Genomic DNA, 17,075 nt, shown 5'->3' with positions numbered 1-17,075 from the left:
ATTGTTACTTGTTCACAAAAATAAAAACTTCATTCCATCAGCTATTAGCCAAATGAACAAAGCTTTATTATATGTTTAGTATTAAAATAATATATTAGGGTCTAATAATCATCTAAATATTAACTATTATATCATCTACGCCTTTTCCTGGAGGTACTATTGGAAGCACACATTCATCTTTAAAAATATTACAAACAATAAGCGAGGATTTCTCTTTTTTATTTGAATCTTCTAATGCATTATTCAGTTCACTAGAATCAGAACATTTATAACTATTTAAATTGAATGCTTTAGCTAAGTATTCATAATTCAAATTATCTTCAATACAAGTCTCTGAATACCTCTTATCCTTAAATATATTTTGCCACTGTCTTACCATTCCAAGGGAATTGTTTTTCATTAAAACAATTGTTATTTTAATACCATAATCGTTTAACGAAGCAAGCTCATTAAAATTCATCCTAAAACTTCCGTCACCAGTAATAAGAACTACATCTTTATCTCTATTTCCAATTTTTACTCCAATTGCTGAACCAAGTCCGTATCCCATTGTTCCAAGTCCACCTGATGTCATAAAAGATCTTGTTTTATTAAATTTCCAGTACTGTGCTGTCCAAAGTTGGTGTTGACCTACATCTGTTGCTACAAGTGCATTAGGGTATTTAGCATTAACTTCTTCTAAAATTGTCTTAGGTGAAAAATCAGTGTGTTCAAATACATCTTTCACTTCTTCAAAATACTTAATCCACCAATTTGAATAAACTTTAGAATGCTTTCTTAAAATCTCGGAAATTGTATGTTTAACATCTCCAAGAAGAGTTAAATCAACTTCAACATTTTTATTCATTTCTGTTTTATCTACATCAATTTGTATGATTTTTTTGTCATTTCCAAATTCTTTGGGATTACCAATGACACGATCACTAAATCTAGCACCAATTGAAATTATTAAATCTGCATTATTCATAACTTTATTTGCATATACAGACCCATGCATTCCTACAAGACCTAAAGATAATTTTGAAATTCTTGGTACACTTCCAAGTCCCATTAATGTATTTAATACAGGTATATTGCATTTATTAATAAGTTCATTTAATTCCTTTGATGACTCTGAAAGTGTAATTCCACCACCAGCGTAAATTACAGGTCTAGTAGAATTAGACAATAATTTAATTGCTTGGTCAATTTTCGCTTTTGAAACTTTTTTAAATTTATTATCTTCTTTTATGAATTTTTTATTTATATACTCAATTTCATTTATAAAAATATCTTTAGGAACATCAATTAATACAGGACCTGGTCTACCACTACTTGCTATTGAAAAAGCTTCATCGATAACGGATGCAAGATTATTAGTATCTCTAACAATGTAATTGTATTTAGTTACTGACATCGTAATTCCTGTAATATCTACTTCTTGAAAAGAATCTTTTCCTAGCAAAGAACTTGGCACTTGACCTGAAAACACTACTAGAGGAACCGAATCCATATAAGCTGTTGCAAGTCCTGTTATAGTATTAGTTGCACCAGGTCCTGAAGTTACAAAGCATACACCAACTTTACCCGTACTTCTAGCATATCCATCTGCTGCGTGAACAGCTCCTTGCTCATGAGAAGTCCTTATATGAGTAAAAAATTTATCAAATTTATATAGTTCATCATATAAAGGAATAACGGCACCACCTGGATAACCAAATATGGTGTCAACGCCATTATCTTTTAATTTATCAAGTACAATTTTAGCACCGTTATATCTCATAATACCTCCTAGACAAGAACCGCACCCTCTGAGGCAGAAGATACAAGTTTTCTATATTTTTTTAGGTAGCCTTTTAAATTTTTTTCAGGTTTTACCCAGTTTTCTTTTCTTATATTTAATTCATCATCGTTTACTTTTAAATTTAGTATTCCATTTGGTATATCAATTTCTATAGTGTCGCCTTCTTTTACAAAAGCAATAACTCCTCCGTCATAAGCTTCTGGAGAAACATGACCAATAGCTGCACCTTTTGTACCACCAGAAAATCTTCCATCAGTAATTAAAGCAACTGATCCATCGAGTCCCATCCCTGCAATTGAAGACGTTGGTGTCAACATCTCCCTCATACCTGGTCCGCCTTTAGGTCCTTCATACCTTATGATTATAACATCTCCAGAATTAATTTTTCCACCTAAAATGGCTTCAGTTGCATCTTCTTCTGATTCAAAAACTCTTGCTGGTCCACTATGAACATACATTTCTTTTTTTACCGCTGATTTTTTTACAACAGCGCCATCTAAAGCAAGATTTCCAAATAAAATCTTAATTCCACCAAATTTATCATACGGTGAATCTATATCTGCTATAATTTTATTATTTAAACTTTGATGCTTTAATCTATCTTTTACTTTTCCTTCAACAGTAATACATGAAGTGTTAACTAGATTTTTCTTACTTAACTCATACATTACTGATTGTACTCCACCCGCCATATTTAAATCACTTACATGATAAGGTCCAGCTGGCGAAAGTCTACAAAGATTAGGAGTTTTTGAGCTTACAGAGTTTATTAACTCTAAATCAAGATCTAATTCAAGTTCACTCGCAACAGCCATTAAATGAAGAACAGAATTAGTAGAACATCCTAGTGCCATATCTACTGCTAAAGCATTCATAAGGGCTTCTTTGGTCATTATATCTCTTGGCTTAATATCTTCTCTAACTAAAGTCATTACTCTTTTTCCAGCATTTTTTGCAAGCCTAATTCTTTCTGAGGAAACAGCTGGAATAGTCCCATTGCCGCTTAATCCCATTCCAATAGCCTCAGTAAGACAATTCATAGAATTTGCAGTAAACATTCCAGCACATGAACCACAAGTTGGACAGGCTGTATTTTCAATTACATTTAGTTCTTCCATTGTCATTATTCCATTTTTAACTTTACCAACACCTTCAAATACTGTTGTTAAATCAATGCTTTGACCTAAATTATTTCCTGCTAACATAGGTCCACCACTTACAATAACTGTAGGTATATTTAATCTAGCTGCAGCCATAAGCATAGCTGGAACATTTTTATCACAATTTGGAATCATAACTAAACCATCAAGTGCATGTGCTTTTGTCATTATTTCAATTGAATCTGCAATCACTTCTCTTGAACAAAGTGAATATTTCATGCCTTCATGATTCATTGCAATTCCATCACATACTGCAATTGCGGGGTATTCGAGTGGAGTTCCACCTGACATAAGGACACCTTTTTTTACAGCATCTGATATTTTTCCAAGTTCCATATGACCAGGTACAATCTCATTAAACGAATTAACTACTCCAATAAGAGGTTTATTTATTTCATCATCAGTGAGTCCTAGTGCCTTTAGTAAAGATCTATGAGGTGCTTTTTCTAGACCTTTTTTCATTAAATCACTTCTCATTTTTCCTCCTAAATACTAATAAACTTTTTTAGTCTCTCTAAACTAAAGATCCGTTCTATTTCTCTACATTTTTAATCTTAACTTCTATTTTTTTTCGTTAAGATTTTTCTCTCTATATTTGTTTTTTACTAATTTATTTAGTGCTCTTTATTCACCTACATATTTTAATAATGTTATTAGTCAATCCATTTCATCATTCCTCTAAGTTTTGAGCCAACTTCAACTAGTTCATGTTCTTTTTCTTTTGCTTTCATTCTATTAAAAGTAACTCTATTTAATTGATTATCAAGAAGCCAATTTCTTGCAAATTCACCATTTTGAATTTCATGAAGCACTTCTTTCATTTCTTTTCTAGTATCTTCAGTAATAATTCTTCTTCCAGTTACGTAATCACCATATTCAGCAGTATCACTAATACTATTTCTCATATTTTCAAAACCTTTTTCATAAATTAAATCAACAATTAATTTCATTTCATGAAGACATTCAAAATATGCTATTTCCTTTTGGTATCCAGCTTCAACTAAAGTTTCATATCCCGCTTTCATAAGTTCAGTTACACCACCACATAAAACCGCTTGTTCACCAAATAAATCTGTTTCAGTTTCTTCTTTAAATGTAGTTTCAATAACTCCAGCTCTGAGAGCTCCAATACCTTTTGCATAGCTAAGAGCAAGATCAAAACACTTTCCGCTATTATCATTTTCAACTGCAACCAAAGCAGGTACACCTTTTCCATCTTCATAAACTCTTCTTACTAAATGTCCTGGTCCTTTTGGTGCAACCATAAATATATCAACATTCTTAGGAGGTGCAATTTGACCAAAATGAATATTAAATCCGTGAGCAAAAGCAAGTGCTGCTCCATCTTTAAGATTGTCTTTAACTTCTGCATCATACACTTTCTTTTGAAGTTCATCAGGAATTAACATCATTACAACGTCTGCTTCTTTTACTGCATCCTTTACATCTTTTACCTCAAGACCGTCCTCTTCAACTTTTTTTCTAGACTTACTTGTTGCATAAAGACCAACAACAACATCATTTCCACTTTCTTTTAAATTAAGCGAATGCGCCCTTCCTTGACTTCCATAACCAATAACTGCAACTTTTTTACCATCTAATAAATTTACTTTGCAATCCTCTTCATAATACATTTTAGCCATTTTTTATTCTCCTTTTAATTTTGTTTGATTACTTACTATTCTAATCTCCTCAATTTACAAGTTTTACCTCGCTAACTCCATAAATTTTTTCCATTTGGTACATTGCATTTTCAGCATTTTTGCTTGAATTTCCTGTGAGAGTAATTAAGAGTTCAACTCCAGTTTCTTCAAGATTTTTCATATCAATTCCCGAAATAGCAAATTCTTTTCTTCTAAGAGTCGTTAAAACTCTAATTGTTAAATCCATTCCACTCGAGAGCTTTGCATATAATCTTTTACTCATAAAAACCTCCTTACTATTTTTTGTAATTTCTCGAACAATTCTGAAAATTCGGAGTTTGTAAATCTAGCATTTTAAATAAATATAAAAAAACCCCCTCATATCTACAAGTTTGTAAACTTATAGAGATGAGGGAGTTTTCTCTCATGATACCACTCTACTTCACGATAAAAAAAATATCGCCTTTCTTCAAGTCGGCCTTAATACTTATACAGCGAACTCTAGCCATGTAACGTTGGCGGACGTCATGTTTTACTTTTTTCATTTCAAACATGCTGCTCTAGAGTGATCATGATTTCTTTCTATGCTAGTATCTCACCATTACTAACTCTCTGTGATAAAAATTATAGAAATCTTTGTCTCCGTCGTCGCATTTAATTTTCTTATTAAAAATGATTATAAGCTCTTAAGCATACTCTGTCAATACTTTTTTTGAAATTTTCTTAATTATATTTTTAATTTTTTTTATACATATACATACACAAATATTTATACGGATAAAAAAAAGTGAAATTACTCTTAAAATATAAGAATAATCCCACTTTTATCATATCATTAATTAAAATAATTATTTACAGCCACATCCGCCGCCATTACCACATCCACCGTCATGACTATGTTCTCCAGAGCAGCCACATCCATTTTCTTCGTCTTCTATTTCATCATCAAATTCAATAGAATCCATAATGGTATTATAGATATTTTCTGAAGTTAATCCATATTTTTCTAAAAGTTCATTTGGCTTTCCAGATTCACCAAATGTATCATTAACACCAATCATTTGAATAAAAGTTGGAGCTTCTTTTGCAGTAACTTCAGCAACAGCACTACCAAGTCCGCCAATTATACTATGTTCTTCAGCAGTAACAATAAGTTTTGTTTCAATTGCAGCTTTCACAATCGCTTCTTCGTCAATTGGTTTTATAGTATGCATATCAATTACTCTAATAGATAAACCAATTTTTTCAAGTTCTTTTGCTGCTTCAAGAGCCTCATTAACCATTATTCCAGTTGCAATTATAGTTATATCTTCTCCCTCTTTTACTGTAATAGATTTTCCAATTTCAAACTTTTGATCTTCTGAGTAAATTACCGGAACTGCTGCCCTTCCAAATCTAGCATACATTGGTCCATAAGTACTAATCATTTCACCTAATAATTTATCAGCAGAAACAGCGTCAGCTGGATTAATTACAGTTAAGTTTGGAATTGATCTCATAATAGCAAGGTCTTCAATAGATTGATGTGATGCACCATCTTCTCCAACAGTTAAGCCGGCATGCGTAGCACAAATTTTAACATTTAATTTAGGATAACAAATTGAATTTCTAACAATTTCAAATGCTCTACCAGCTGCAAACATAGCAAATGAACTTGCTACAGGAATTTTACCTGAAGTAGCTAAACCAGCTGCAGTTCCTAACATATTTTGTTCAGCAATTCCCATATTAAAAAAACGTTCAGGGAAAGTAGTAGAAAATTCAGCTGTCTTAGTTGACTTTGATAAGTCAGCATCTAAGACAACAATATTTTCATTTTCTTTACCATATTTAACTAAAGCTTTACCATAAGCTTCTCTAGTTGCAATCATTTTAGACATTATTTGTCACCTCCAAGTTCTTTTAACGCAATCTCAAGTTCTTCATCACTAGGAGCTTTTCCATGCCATCCAGCATTATTCTCCATAAACGAAACACCCTTGCCTTTTATTGTTTTTGCAATAATTATTGTAGGAATTCCTTTTGTTGATTTAGCGCTATCAAATGCTTTTAAAATTTCTTCAAAATTATGGCCATCTATTTTAATAACATTCCATCCGAAACTTTCAAATTTACGATCAACTGGGCTAACACCCATTACTTTATCATTCGGTCCATCTATTTGAAGACCATTGTAGTCAAGAACAGCAGTTAAATTATCTAATTTATAGTGAGCTGCGCTCATTGCCGCTTCCCAAACAATACCTTCATTAAGTTCGCCATCTCCAAGTAACACGAAAGTTCTGCTTGGAGAATTATCAAGCTTAGCACTTAAAGCCATTCCTATCGATGAAGAAAATCCTTGACCAAGTGAACCTGTTGACATTTCAACACCCGGTGTTCCTTTCATATCAGGATGTCCTTGTAAAAATGACCCAATTTTTCTTAAAGTTAATAACTCATCTGTAGAAAAATATCCACGTCTTGCAAGAGACGAATATAATACTGGTGCAGCGTGACCCTTAGAAAGAACAAATTTGTCTCTTTCCTCCATCTTTACGTTTTCTGGATCAATATTCATTACATTAAAGTATAATGCGCTTAAAATATCTGCAGCTGACAGTGAACCTCCCGGATGACCTGAAGCCGAGGCATGAACCATCTTAACGATATCTTTTCTGATTTCGCCCGCAGTTACTTTTAACTCTTTTACTGACTGTTTCATAAAATTCTCCCTTCTTTTTAAATAGATTTAATACAAAATCTATATACTATTTTACTATTTCTCTAAAACCTTCACCTAAAACTTCATGAGTTGTTGATACCATCATAAATGCTTTTATATCAATTTCATGAACAATATCTTTAAGTTTTGAAACCTGCGTTCTGTTTACCACACACATTAAAACTCTCTTATCTTTGCCCGTATACATTCCTTGGGCATAAAAAGAGGTTACACCTCTTCCTAGTTTATCAATAATCGCTTTACTTATATCTTCGGGATAGTCAGTAACAATATAAAAAGATTTTGAATAATCAAGTCCCTCTACAATAAAATCTGCAACTTTAACAATCACGTATAAAGATATCATAGAATAGAGCGAAGTTTCAACACTTTTATTTACTATTCCTGCAGTTACAACAATACATAAGTCAATAACCATCATTAGTTTTGCAATACTTAAATTTGGAAAGAATTTATGGAGTATTGAACCAGCTAAGTCTGTTCCACCTGTCGTTCCACCACTTCTAAAAACTAAGCCAATTCCAAAACCTGTTGAAATACCACCAAAAATAGATGCTAATAATAAATCATGAGTAGCACTTGTATTTCCAAAAAACTTTTCAATTAATATTAAAAAAACGGATAAAGATAATGTTCCAAATGCCGTTTTTATTCCAGCTTTTTTTCCTAGTATAATTACACCCAAAATAAATAAGGGAATATTAATAACTAGGTTAGAAATCCAAACATCTATTCCAATAATTTTTTTTATAACAATAGCTAAACCTGTAACACCTCCTGGAGCAATAACATTTGGGATCAAAAATAAATATAACCCTACTGCCAAAATAAAGGTACCTATCATTAGCACCAAATAATTTAAAATAATCTTTGTGTTTTTCATAAATACACCTTGCCTTATATGTTAAACTTATTTTTTTCTTTAAAATATTTTTATAGGACTAATGTCCTAAAAATATATTTATATTATATCATAAAATTAACAATTCAAAAAACTTAATAAAGAAATATAGATTATGATAAACATAATCTATATTTCTATTTCTTCTTTCTCAAAATCCTTACTTAAAAGTATTTTAAACAAAAATTTTGGAAGAGACATCATTCTTCCTATTCTTGATGGTTCTTTTATAAGTCTATAAAGCCATTCTAAGCCTAACTTACTAAAAACTTCAGGAGCTCTTTTTACTTTACCTGCCCATACATCAACTGATCCACCTACACCCATAGCAACTTTAGTATTTAAAATTTTTCTATATTCATAAATCCATTTTTCCTGTTTAGGAGCTCCAAGTGCAACAAATAAAATGTCAGGTTTTACTTCATTAATTTTATCTATTATTTTTAGTTCTTCATCTTTATCCTTATAATATCCATCGCTAAAACCAGCTATTTTTATATTAGGATATTCTATTTCAATATTTTCACAAGCTTCTTTAGCGACATCTGGTTTCCCACCAAATAAATATATAGATTTTTTAGTACTATTACAATATTTAAGAATTTTATCCATTAATCCGATACCAGTAACTCTTTCGGAAAGACCAAGTCCATGCAATTTCGAGGCATAAACTAAGCCAATTCCATCTGGAATAACCAAATCAGCATCTACAAGTATATCTTTCAGTTCTTGATCTTCTTGTGCTTTCATAACAATCTCAGTATTTGGAGTAAATATCATGCTTACTCTATCTTTTTCCATGAATGCTAAAAAAGAATTATACGCTCCGTCCATATTCACTTTATTAACTTTTACACCTAATATTCTTATAGAATTATTTTTCATTATAACCTCTCATAATAAGATCATTTAAAAAATCATCATTTAATGATAATTTCTCTTTTAATCTTTGAACATTATACGATAAATCTTTTTTAAAAGCAATTTCATTGTCAAAAATATTTGCGACTTCATTAATTAAAATTTCAGAATTAAAATCATTTATGTTGAAAATTGATTTAAGTCCAATGTCTTCTAGAAAATAATCTATTTTAGGATCATATGACATACCAATAAAGGGGACATTTAAAATAGATGCAAATATTAAAGAATGTAATCTCTCTCCGACTAGCATATCAACATCCTTCATAATATTTAATACTTTTTTAAAATTCAACTCTTTATCGATTATTTTTATATTTTTATTTGCTAAATCAATTATTTTATTATCTATTAGAAAATCAATTATTTTTATATCCTGATTAAAATAAAAAGGTATGAATAAAATATTATAATTTTTAAGGATTTTATCAATAAAATCTTTAATATTTTTATCAAGATTTAAATTACTAAATATCACATTACTTTTCAATGAAAGTCCAATAGTTTTTTTATCATTATTAAATAAATACTCATTTTTATTATTTTCAAGTTTTGAATAGTCAAAATCAATTACAGTATCTGCAGTAACGTATATTTCTTTTTTAACGCCCATTTTAATTAAATCTTTTTTAGAATTTTCTTCTCTTACTGTCACTATATCCGCAAAATTCAAAAGTTTACCAAGAAAAAATCTAAAGAATATATTATTTATAGGTCCAATACCTTGAGAATAAATCATAACTTTCTTTCTAAAAATTATACCAGAAAAAATAACAGCAATATAATAAACTAAACTTTTAACACTTGTTGCGTCTTGAAGCAAACTTCCTCCACCACTAATTAAAATATCTGTTTTTCTTAATACTCTAAAAAAACCTCTAAAATCATTTCTTCCAAGTGTTTTAACTTTATGATCTCTCTTTGTAGATTTTTGGTTTTTAGATATAACTGTAAGTTCAGCATTTACGTCTATTTTTTTTATTCTATTAATCATAGATTCCAGGATTGCTTCATCGCCAACATTTCCTGAACCATAAAATCCAGAGATCAATATTTTAGTCATATATTTTTTTCTCCTTAATTTTAGTTATTAAAATTAAAATTAGATTTATTATAGAAATTACAACGATTCCAATAATAGCTCCAAAAAACATTCCGTAAATTGTTCTTAAAAAAGATAAATAAAACGGAGTTCTAATATGACTAAAAGTATTTGCGACAGAAGCATAACCAACAACTACTGCTAAAGAAAGCGGAAACACAAGTTTCTTATATTTTCTAAGCGCAAAATATACTAAAACAATAATACTTGGAAATGCAAGAAGCATTTCTTTACTTCTTGGTCTTACAATGAGTTTAACTTCTAATAAATTTCTAAAAATCATCTCTAAATTACTTGGTTGAATATTAGTTTCATGTCCTGTTCTAGCAATATAAATATATCCAATAATAGCTACAATACTTCCTACTATAATATAAATTACTTTAATTTTTTCGTTTAACATTTTACTAATATCACTAACAAAACTACTAGCACTTAAAAGGTCTTTTTCACTTCTTTTAAATCCAAATTTAACTATATATGCTATTATAAGAACAATAAATGGTGATAGCTGTGAAGCTTTAACTCCTCTAAAAATTTCCATCTCGAGTAAAAATCTAGAGCTCATTAATATTGAAGCCACATAAAATCCTCCTAGCATAGCAAGACTTACAGTGATAAACAACATTACTAGAGAATTAAAATAAATTTCTTTCATTTTATAAAATTTATTATCAATAATCCTGTCTTTTGAAAACTCCAGTAGTATTACTATAGCAAGCGACGGAAAAACTACGCTCGAAAGAAGTGCAAATATATGCATTGATAAATTTGGTGCAATATATAAAGCTGGATATATCAATAATAGCCCTATTGTAAGAAGTATCAATTCCAATCTTTCACTAATTTTAAACACTAATTTTAATAAAATCAACGAAAATGCTATTAAACCTATTGAAATTAACGATATAAGAAGTATATTTGTAGCTCTGTATTTATAAACAGAAGCATTAGAATAAACGATATTATGCTCTTTTAACCTACTTTCAAGATTCTTAAAAGTAGATTTATAGTCGCTAAGATTACTTACGTATTCAGTATCATTTTTTAAAAATGGCCTAAAGTAAACTACTCTTATATTTCTTTCTGTAATTGCTCTATACATTGTATTTTCAATTTCTTCAGCACCTTGATAATTGTAAAATTTGTATCTTTTCTGAATATAATTTAAAATAGGAAACACTCGAACCGCTTGATAATTCATATCTTTTACTAATTTATTTATGCCATCTTGTTCAATGTTTTCCCTTTGAACAGAAGTTTCAATTAATGCAGGATGAATTTTATATTTATCCATAAATTCAATTAGTTCAGTATCATTTTTTGAAGACTTACTGTATCCCAAAACACTTGAACCAGCAAATATTAAATTCCCAGGATTAATATCATACTTATCAATTTCGTTTTTATATGCATCAATTAGTTTACTCGGATATCTTGTATAATTAATTGGTCTTGATATCACTTTAAGTCCAGAAGACTGAATTTTATCAATTTTATCTTTATCAAAGCCTATACCTATCTCAGTAAGTTTAGAAGACACAAGTTCTAAAGGATTCCCAATTCTTTTTCCCTCGTAATCTAAATAAACTTTCTTTTCTCCATATTCAGCGTCTTTAAAAGTTCCATCTAAAACAATATAGTATATTCCATCATAAAAAGTTTTATAAAAATCTTTAGGATATCTATTTTTTAAACCTTCAATAATAAATGAGTTCATCTTACTTGAACTAGTATTCACAATTAAATCGTATTTATCAACTTTACCACTATCAATTAAATTATTCAATTCTAATGGATAATCTTTATAGCGTTTTGTATCTTTAATAACATTATTAGCTAAAATATAATTAATATTTTTATCATATTTCACTAAATTATTTATACTTTCTTCTTCAAGTGCTACTCCATAAACACCCATTTTCTTAAATTCTTTAAACCAGTATTCTATTGGTTTACTTGACTGTTCACTAAGCTTATTCATTTCATAATAATCAAGGTCAATCTCAACACTTTTTCCTGATGATTCAATACCAACTCTATTAAAAAGTGAATAACCTACGGCAAATAAACTAATTAATATTAACACTATGTATATTGCTTTTTTTCTCATATTATCTTGTATACTAAAAATATAAATTTTAGTATAACTCTCCTTTCGTTTTATAATTTAATTTTTTCTTATATAATTTTAGTAATAAACATTGTGGATTATTCCATTTTTTCTATAGCTTGACTATTTTAAGGAGATTATAACCACATCTGTTACTTGTACAATTAATTAGCTAGTGAACGCATGACGTTTTATTTACAAGATTATTTGAAGTTTCAGATTGTGTGTTTTACCACTTGTTTATAAAATATATAAGGAGGTTTTTTTATGATCTTTGTCGGTATTGATGTAGCTTCTTCTAAGCATGACATCACAATTACTTCAAGTAATGGTGAGGTGCTCACCAAATGTTTTACTATTCAAAATGATTTTGAGGGGTTTAAAAAACTCCGTATGCTAATTCTATCCCATACGGAGTCTATTGATGACATTCGTATAGGAATTGAAGAAACCGGAATATACTCTCAAAATATTTCTAATTTTCTTGCGTTACAAGGCTTTTATGTCTTAATGATTAATCCAGTATTAACAAGTAATAGTCGTAAAGCTCTTTCACCAAGACTGACTAAAACAGATCAAGTTGATGCTTATGCTATATGCAAGTACGTAGAATTTAATCATAAACGTCACAATTCCTATACACCTACATTATACATTTCAAATGAATTAAAGTCACTATCTAGAGCAAGAATTGAAGTTCAAAAAAAACTCAATAAAGCAAAAACTGAGTGGACACGACTACTAGATATTACTTTCCCAGAATTTAGACATCAATTTAATCAACATTCAAACTGGGTTTACAAACTTTTTTCTGATTATCCTACAACTATAAAAATTTCTAATATGCATATTTCAACTCTTGAATCTATTATAAAATGCCGTGGTAATAGATTCGAAATAGCTAAAACAATTAAAACATTATCTAAAAACACAATCGGTAATGTTAATATTACAAATGAAATACTGATTAATTCTACTCTTGAGGACATTTTTCATTACAAACGACAAATGGATAGATTTGAGATAGAAATAAACAAGATTATTGATGCTCATTTTTCTTTCTTACTTAGTATACCTGGTGTTGGACATATTACTGCCGGCCTAATTGTCGGTGAAATCGGTGATATACATCGATTTGATCATCCTAAAAGCCTACTTGCTTTTGCAGGACTTGATCCTACAATATATCAGTCAGGTAACTTTATAGCTAAAAATTCTCATATATCTAAACGTGGATCAAGATATTTACGTACTGCAATATTTACCGCTACTAAAGTAGCTATAATAAATTCTAAAATTAAAGATAACAAATTTAGAGATAAATATTTACTAAAGATCAAAGAAGGTAAACATCATAACTCGGCAATTTGCCATGCTGCAAAAAATATGTCAAATACTATTTACGCGATTATGAAAACTGGTATTGCATTTAATAATTTATTGTAGTTTCATCTAATACAATTTATATTTTCTTTTAGAAGACCTTGTCTTCTTATTAAGTATGCTCAAAATTCTATTTTATCATTTAAAAAAAGCATCATTTATTTCTTGACTTTTGTATAGCTAGCTCCTATTCAGTCTTACTACTTTTTAATGTATAATTTCCCTTAACCATAATCCATGCATCAGAAATTAAGTTCATTCCTCGTCCATCGTCTCTTGCAATTAATAAAAGATGATTAAGAACTACCTTGTCTCCACTTGCTAAATCAATTCCTGTTGTTAAATCAGCAATACCACCATTTTTACCTGCAATAGCTGTAGCTTCACCTGCTCTAAGAATAACTTCAGCATTTCCCCCAAAATAAATAATATCTCCTTTTTTAACATTTACTACTTCATATGAATTAACATTAGTAGATGTACTCGAAATTGATTTCTTTATTTCTTCAATTTTATATAGTAAAGTTTTATTTAATTCTGAAAGTCTTAACTCAAGATAACTTTCAGTTATTATAGGATCACCATCAGTTCCTGGCTCTGGAATTTCAGCACCAGAAAAAGTAACAGTAAAAAAAACTCCGATTAAAATGCCTATAGTTAAAGTCAAGCTTGTTAAAAAAAATTTTTGTTTCATATCCACACTCCATAAAAGAATTTAAAGTACCACATACATTATAACCTAAAATAAGAGTAAATTTGATAACAAAGTTATTAAATTTACTCTTATTTTAGTATTTTATTAAATTCTACATTGTAAGTAAACAAAAAATTGATACTAACTAATTTTTTCGCTAAATTTATTTAATAGTATTGAACCAATTACTGTAAAAACCGCACCCATAATAATCAATATAAATATAGGTTTTACCACTTCTCCTAAAGTCTTATACCTAACTAATATATCAGTTAATGCTTCAATTGCCCATCTATGAGGAACAAAATAAGATAATGTAATTAATAATTTGCTACTTACAATTTCAAGCGGCCACATACAGCCTCCAATCATTGCAAAAGATGTTAATACTATTGGCATAATCACTGAAAGCTGCGCATATGTTTTTACAAACATTGATACTAAAAAACCAAGAGCTGAAATGGCATATACAAATACTAGTGCCACTATAAATACTCCTAAATAATTACCACTATAATTTACATCAAAAATAATGCTACTTAAATATAATATTATAAAAATTTGACCAACACCTAAAATTATTGAAACAATCATACTTTGCCATATAATACTAAAACGTTTAATAGGAGAAATTAGCATCCTATTAAATACACCAAGTTCTTTGTCCTCTAAAATATTTGCAATTGAAAAAACAATTGTAAAAGCAACAAACATAATAGTCATACCAAAAATACTATGAAGAGTATTATCATATTTTTTAGCGCTATTTTCACTAGTTTCCACGTTGATTTTTATATATTCTTTACTATCAGTAGAAATACTATTATATATTTCACTTAAAGTTTTTTCTCTAATAAGAGTTTTATTGTTCTCTAAAATTATATTATTAATATTTATCGCCGAATTATAATCCTTGTAAATCTTTAAAATTTTTGATTTAATTAAAAATTCTATATTCATAACTTCTAAATCTGATTCACTTGATAATACTGATACACTAACACTTGAAGATTTTAGTAGTGATTCTTCAAAACCTTTTTCTATTATTAATGATAGTTTTATAGAATTACTCTTAATGTTTTCTTTTGCATCTTCACTTGAAAGTTTTATAAATTCATACTCTTTATCTTCACTAATTTTTTTGATTAATTCTTTTGAAATTTTTGTGTTATCATTATCAACTATCCCAACTTTTAGAGTATAATCTCCAGTTGAACTATATCCGAATATAAACGCTAAAAGCATAGTTAATGCAATCATTATAAGTATTCTCTTATAATCATATTTTAATTGAATTATTCTTAATTTAATTATAGGAAACATTTGATTTAGCCTCCTTATTAAAAATTAGAACTCCCAAAAGTAAAAAAACAACTCCATTGACTACTAGTAAATATAAGTAGTTTTGTATATCATTTACCCCGTAACCATTAGATATTTTGAGTAAACTTTTCATAACAAGACCATTTATTGGGAGATAGCTTATAAATCGAATTGATTTAGGTAAAACTTCAATTGGCAAATAAGATCCACCAAAAAGTGCCATTACTTGAAAACCAAAACCTGATAATACACTCACAAGTTTATAATTTTCTGATTTAAACATAATAGAACTAAGTAAAATTCCAAATCCACTAATAGCAAATGCGGCTAATATAACTATTAACACCACTATTGGAATACTCACAAAATTTACTTTTAGTATAAAAGATGAATACATAAAGAGAAAAAACATCTGTATAATAGTTAAAAAATATATAACAAAAAATTTACTAAAAAGTATTGTACTTCTTTTTACTCCAGCGAGTATTTCTCTACTATAAGTTAATTCTTTTTTTTCTTTTAAAAGCATCACACTTCCATGTGAAGCTGAAAACAAAATAAACATAGCAATCATTCCTATCGAATAATAAGTGAAACTTGAAATTGCTTCTTTTCCATTTATCTTAACTCTATTTATATTAACCTTAAAATTATTACTATCTTTAGAAAATAAGGTTCTATTCATTTTACTAGCAAATATATTTGATATATTATATTTAATCCCTTTTTCAATATAAACATTTTTAGTAACAATAATATCCTCAACTGTACTTGAATAAGCATTTAAAATGTCTAATGCAATACTTGAACTTATGCTTCTTGATGGATTTTTTATAAATCGAATATCAACTCTATTTCTAAAAGTTGTAAACATATTAATGTAATTGTCTACTATAAAATTCTTTGGAAGTACTATTATTGCACTTATTTTGTTATTATTTAATAGTAAGTTTGCTTTATCCATATCCATTACTTTATAAGTCATAATTTTTTTTATTTCATCGTTTTCTAAAAATTGCTTAAAAAAAATATCTTCCGGATTATAATCTAAACCAGTATCGCTTATTTTGAAACTATCCTCATCCTTTGAAGAAAATAAAGAATTCTCTATTTTTTGCTTAATTTGTTCATCCACATTGTCATTATTATATTCTTTAACAACAGCAATATTAAACTTTAGAATTTTACTATCAGAATTAAACACTCCGTTTAGAGCAAAGGAAAGAATAGTTGAAAGAATAATAGGCATTAATATTAAAATCAAAAGTGCTTTTTTGTCAGAAAATATTACTTTTATATCTTTTATTATATTTATTCTTAACATAAA

Annotated in this window: 14 protein-coding genes and 1 other annotated feature; of the genes, 1 reads left to right on the top strand and 13 read right to left on the bottom strand. The window is 28.7% G+C overall.

Annotation, left to right across the window (positions count from 1 at the left end):
* Window positions 1-112 precede the first annotated feature (112 nt).
* From ilvB to AACH12_RS03005, 10 genes are all read right to left on the bottom strand, one after another.
* The gene (gene ilvB / locus AACH12_RS03050; RefSeq protein WP_338536604.1) at window positions 113-1,762 is read right to left on the bottom strand and encodes a biosynthetic-type acetolactate synthase large subunit; all 1,650 of its coding nucleotides are present in this window, start codon (window positions 1,760-1,762) and stop codon (window positions 113-115) included.
* An 8-nt stretch (window positions 1,763-1,770) separates the two neighbouring features.
* Window positions 1,771-3,420, bottom strand: coding sequence for a dihydroxy-acid dehydratase (gene ilvD, locus AACH12_RS03045; protein ID WP_338536603.1), 1,650 nt, complete (start codon window positions 3,418-3,420; stop codon window positions 1,771-1,773).
* A gap of 176 nt (window positions 3,421-3,596) precedes the next feature.
* Entirely contained in the window at window positions 3,597-4,586 is a 990-nt protein-coding gene (gene ilvC / locus AACH12_RS03040) for a ketol-acid reductoisomerase (protein ID WP_338536602.1), read from the bottom strand.
* 49 nt (window positions 4,587-4,635) lie between these two features.
* Window positions 4,636-4,869, bottom strand: a complete 234-nt coding sequence (locus tag AACH12_RS03035) for an ACT domain-containing protein (RefSeq protein WP_338536601.1) — start codon at window positions 4,867-4,869, stop codon at window positions 4,636-4,638.
* Window positions 4,870-4,987: 118 nt separating this feature from the next.
* Window positions 4,988-5,244: a binding site (T-box leader), on the bottom strand.
* 190 nt (window positions 5,245-5,434) lie between these two features.
* The gene (locus AACH12_RS03030; RefSeq protein ID WP_338536600.1) at window positions 5,435-6,466 is read right to left on the bottom strand and encodes a transketolase family protein; all 1,032 of its coding nucleotides are present in this window, start codon (window positions 6,464-6,466) and stop codon (window positions 5,435-5,437) included.
* Window positions 6,466-7,317, bottom strand: coding sequence for a transketolase (locus AACH12_RS03025; protein WP_338537336.1), 852 nt, complete (start codon window positions 7,315-7,317; stop codon window positions 6,466-6,468). Before AACH12_RS03025 ends, AACH12_RS03030 begins: the two co-directional genes overlap by 1 nt.
* A 19-nt stretch (window positions 7,318-7,336) precedes the next feature.
* On the bottom strand, window positions 7,337-8,194 hold the full coding sequence (locus AACH12_RS03020) for a YitT family protein (RefSeq protein ID WP_338536599.1): 858 nt from the start codon (window positions 8,192-8,194) through the stop codon (window positions 7,337-7,339).
* Window positions 8,195-8,341: 147 nt separating this feature from the next.
* On the bottom strand, window positions 8,342-9,097 hold the full coding sequence (locus AACH12_RS03015) for a WecB/TagA/CpsF family glycosyltransferase (RefSeq protein WP_338536598.1): 756 nt from the start codon (window positions 9,095-9,097) through the stop codon (window positions 8,342-8,344).
* A complete protein-coding gene (csaB, locus tag AACH12_RS03010; protein ID WP_338536597.1) occupies window positions 9,087-10,196 on the bottom strand; it encodes a polysaccharide pyruvyl transferase CsaB in 1,110 nt (369 codons plus the stop codon). The genes AACH12_RS03015 and csaB overlap by 11 nt, the downstream gene beginning before the upstream one ends.
* The gene (locus tag AACH12_RS03005; protein WP_338536596.1) at window positions 10,189-12,348 is read right to left on the bottom strand and encodes a DUF5693 family protein; all 2,160 of its coding nucleotides are present in this window, start codon (window positions 12,346-12,348) and stop codon (window positions 10,189-10,191) included. Before AACH12_RS03005 ends, csaB begins: the two co-directional genes overlap by 8 nt.
* A 267-nt stretch (window positions 12,349-12,615) precedes the next feature.
* On the opposite strand from AACH12_RS03005, the gene AACH12_RS03000 reads away from it, so the two are divergent.
* Complete coding sequence (locus AACH12_RS03000; RefSeq protein ID WP_338536595.1) at window positions 12,616-13,794, top strand: IS110 family RNA-guided transposase; 1,179 nt, start codon at window positions 12,616-12,618, stop codon at window positions 13,792-13,794.
* A gap of 124 nt (window positions 13,795-13,918) precedes the next feature.
* Here the strand turns inward: AACH12_RS03000 and AACH12_RS02995 are convergent, their stop codons facing one another.
* The 3 genes from AACH12_RS02995 to AACH12_RS02985 form a co-directional block, all read right to left on the bottom strand.
* The gene (locus AACH12_RS02995; RefSeq protein WP_338536594.1) at window positions 13,919-14,425 is read right to left on the bottom strand and encodes a hypothetical protein; all 507 of its coding nucleotides are present in this window, start codon (window positions 14,423-14,425) and stop codon (window positions 13,919-13,921) included.
* 141 nt (window positions 14,426-14,566) lie between these two features.
* Window positions 14,567-15,748, bottom strand: a complete 1,182-nt coding sequence (locus tag AACH12_RS02990) for an ABC transporter permease (protein WP_338536593.1) — start codon at window positions 15,746-15,748, stop codon at window positions 14,567-14,569.
* Entirely contained in the window at window positions 15,732-17,072 is a 1,341-nt protein-coding gene (locus AACH12_RS02985) for an ABC transporter permease (protein WP_338536592.1), read from the bottom strand. Before AACH12_RS02985 ends, AACH12_RS02990 begins: the two co-directional genes overlap by 17 nt.
* Window positions 17,073-17,075: the final 3 nt, after the last annotated feature.

The organism is Helicovermis profundi, assembly GCF_033097505.1.
Taxonomy (GTDB): Bacteria; Bacillota; Clostridia; order Peptostreptococcales; family Acidaminobacteraceae; genus Helicovermis; species Helicovermis profundi.
Note: the sequence above shows the minus strand (reverse complement) of the source record. Positions and strands in the feature narration are given on the sequence as shown.